2 protein-coding genes are annotated in these 3,669 nt (G+C 41.3%); both read left to right on the top strand.

All coding sequences use genetic code 11. The features are described from left to right. Nucleotides 1–398 precede the first annotated feature (398 nt). Nucleotides 399–698: a hypothetical protein gene (locus AC1DPQ_RS21190; RefSeq protein WP_477610788.1), complete on the top strand. Its 300-nt coding sequence runs from the start codon at nucleotides 399–401 to the stop codon at nucleotides 696–698. A gap of 390 nt (nucleotides 699–1,088) precedes the next feature. Then, on the top strand, nucleotides 1,089–3,647 hold the full coding sequence (locus tag AC1DPQ_RS21195; protein ID WP_477610789.1) for a heavy metal translocating P-type ATPase: 2,559 nt from the start codon (nucleotides 1,089–1,091) through the stop codon (nucleotides 3,645–3,647). Nucleotides 3,648–3,669 lie beyond the last annotated feature (22 nt).

Here is a 3,669-nt window from a genome sequence, read left to right on the forward strand (position 1 = left end):
GTGCAATTGGTTGTGAATTAGTGTTTTGAGTTTTGTTAATTCTGGTTTGATGCCAAAAACTCACCTTTAATTAATTCTTATTTCTTTATTAAAGGATTCTTTAGGATGTCGTGTAAAAATCAATTAAGTGCTAACTGAAATGTATATACCAGCTTCCAGGATTTTGATCAAATGATAAAACTCAGCACTTCTGGAATTTGTTGTAGTACTAAGTGTTTAGGTGATATGTTGTGAAAAGTTCGTTAATGAAGATTGCTTTAGTAGAAAGCTTTTTAAAACTATCAATCAATAGAAGGCGAAAAATTATATAACAAATTCATAAAATTATATAAAGTTCTTGCGAGAGAAAAATGTTACTTGCGATCATGAAAGTCATCGCGTTTTTTATGGTTATCTGCATGAGCCTAGTTTCAGTTGTTACTGGAACAGTACAGGCTATGCAATACGATAAAGAGCCGAAATGCTGTATGCAATCGGGTATGGCTAAGCCATGCAAGTCGCACAAAACGGATAAAGCAATGGGCATGTGTTTGACCAAACTATGCTGCAATGTGCCAGGATTCACCATAAACAAAGTGGTTCAAATAGTACCAGCCGCTCCTATAGAGGTTGAAAACTGCTCAGGTAATCTGGCGCGTGAAAGTACAATTGACTTTTCATTCCCTTTCTGGCACCCGCCGAAAGTATTGTTGATATAAATAAACTAAAATTGACGCTGGTTTTTTATCACAACATTAAAATATTCAAATGAAAAAGTTCCTTATCATCACATCAATGATGTTGATCAGTCTATCTACCTATACGTTCGCAGGCAACACACCATGCTGCAACCGTAAAATGAACAATTGCACCAAATGCTCAAAATCCTGTACAAAAGGAGTATGTGAAGATTATTGCAGTAAACAGTGCAAAGATACTGGTGGATGCAAAAAATGTAAATAATTACAAAGCCGGGAACTTTTCCCGGCTTTGCTGTTTATAACAGCCGGTAGCCAACTGATGTGATCAAACCATTTTGCTATGGTATTGGCAGCTTTTTTTAAGAAAGATAAATACTGGGTAAATAACTAAATTTAAGCTACCAGCCAATGAAAAACAACAACATGGAACACACCTATAAAATAACCGGAATGAGCTGTCAGGGCTGCCGGACCAAAGTTGAAAATGCGCTGAATACCATTGATGGCATTTTCGCAAACGTGTCCCTGGAGCCCGCCGAAGCCATCATTACAATGGAAAAACATATACCAACTGAGAAATTGCAGGAGGCGCTTTCTGCTGTTGGACATTACGGCATTGAAATGGGCGCTGTTGAAAAACATGTTTTAAAAGCAAATGAACATATAGATGATCACCATCATGGATTATCCCAAGGGCAAAATTCCTCCAGACAAGAGCTTGGTGGAAAAGAAGCTGGAGCATTATTTTATTGTCCGATGCACTGCGAAGGCGAAAAGACCTATGATAAGCCAGGGCACTGCCCTGTGTGTGGAATGGACCTGATAAAACAGCCCGTTCTTAAGCATACGGCAAAATTTACCTGCCCCATGCATCCCGAGATCATTAGTGACAAACCCGGCGCATGCCCAATCTGCGGCATGGAGCTAATTCCATTAGGGGTAGATATTGAAGAGGAAGATAAAACTTATGAAACCCTGCTCAAAAAATTCCGGGTAGCCACAATTTTTACCATACCCATTTTTGTTATAGCCATGACTGAAATGATTCCAAATAATCCCTTGTTTGATTTATTGGAACTTAAGTACTGGAACTGGGTTCAGTTCGCGCTTTCTATTCCGGTGGTTTTTTATGCTACCTGGATGTTCTTTCAGCGGGCATGGCAGTCTATCATAACCTGGAAACTGAATATGTTTACCCTGATCGGAATTGGCGCAGGGGTAGCATGGGTTTTTAGCCTTGTCGCACTTCTTTTTCCTGATTTTTTCCCTGATCAGTTTAAAACACATCATGGTACCGTTTTTGTTTATTTTGAGGCGGCAACCGTGATCCTGACCTTGGTATTGCTTGGCCAGCTTTTGGAAGCCGGGGCACATAGCAAAACCAACAGCGCCATTAAGGAGCTGCTGAAGCTGGCCCCGAATACAGCAACAAAAGTGGTTGGGGATAAGGAAATATCAGTATCTATTGATGACATCCATAAAGGAGATCTGTTGAGGGTAAAGCCAGGTGAAAAAATCCCGGTAGATGGTAGTATTAAGACCGGGGAAGCTATTATTGATGAATCCATGATTTCAGGTGAACCCGTTCCTGTGGAGAAAAATATTGGGGACAAGGTAAGTTCGGGCACTATCAATGGAAATAAAACCTTTGTGATGCTTGCGGAGAAGGTGGGTTCAGAAACGCTTTTGTCGCAGATCATCGAAATGGTGAATTCGGCAAGCCGCTCAAAAGCGCCCATCCAAAAAATGGCGGATAAAATCTCAGGTTATTTCGTGCCTGTTGTGGTATTGATTTCTATTGTAACGTTCGTGGTATGGGCTGTATATGGCCCCGATCCGGCCTACGTTTATGCTTTTGTAAATGCAATAGCGGTATTGATTATTGCATGTCCATGTGCGCTGGGCCTTGCTACGCCAATGTCAGTAATGGTGGGAGTAGGTAAGGGTGCCCAGTCTGGTATACTGATCAAGAATGCTGAATCCCTTGAGAAAATGAATGCGATTGATGTAGTGATCGTAGATAAGACTGGTACAGTAACCGAAGGTAAGCCATCGGTAGAAAAGGTGGTCAGTGTAAATCCGGATTTTACAGAGCAGGATGTTCTTGAAAAAATTGTGGCTTTGAATAGCAGCAGCGAACATCCATTGGCTCAGGCAACTTTGCGTTATGGGGAAGAAAACAAGATAGATGTTAAACCCATATCAAACTTTGAGGCGATCACGGGAAAGGGAGTAATGGGTATCTTGGATGGAGAAAGGTTGGCTTTGGGGAATCAAAAATTAATGGAACATGTTAAAACGACAATTAATCCTGAATCAGAGGAACAGGTTAGGGCCGCTCAAAAGCAGGGTAAAACCGTTTCTTATTTAGCTGTAGGAAATAAAGCTGTCGGATTTGTTGTGATTTCTGATAAGATCAAGCCTTCCAGTGCAGATGCAATCCGAAAACTCCAACATGAGGGAATCAAGGTAATCATGTTTACAGGCGACAATGAGGATACAGCAAGAGCAGTAAGCGAAACCTTGAATTTGGACGGTTTTAAGGCTCAGATGCTGCCGGAGGACAAACTGAATGAAATAAAAAAACTACAGGCCCAAGGCAAAAAGGTAGCCATGGCAGGCGATGGCATCAATGATGCACCTGCACTTTCTCAGGCTGATATCGGCATTGCGATGGGCACGGGAACGGATGTAGCCATCCAGAGCGCAGCCATCACATTGGTGAAGGGAGATTTAAACGGGATCGCAAAGGCCCGGTTGTTGAGCCATAAGGTTATGGCAAATATCAAAGGAAACCTGTTTTTCGCTCTTGGATACAATATATTGGGGATTCCGATAGCAGCAGGTATTTTATATCCGTTTTTTGGGATTTTACTTTCTCCAATGATTGCTGCATTGGCGATGAGCTTTAGTTCCGTTTCTGTTATCTTGAATTCTTTGCGCTTGAGAAGTACAAAGATTGATTAGATTTTAATGGACACTGAAAGCC

It is taken from the genome of Pedobacter sp. 01T416_2 (assembly GCF_056398925.1).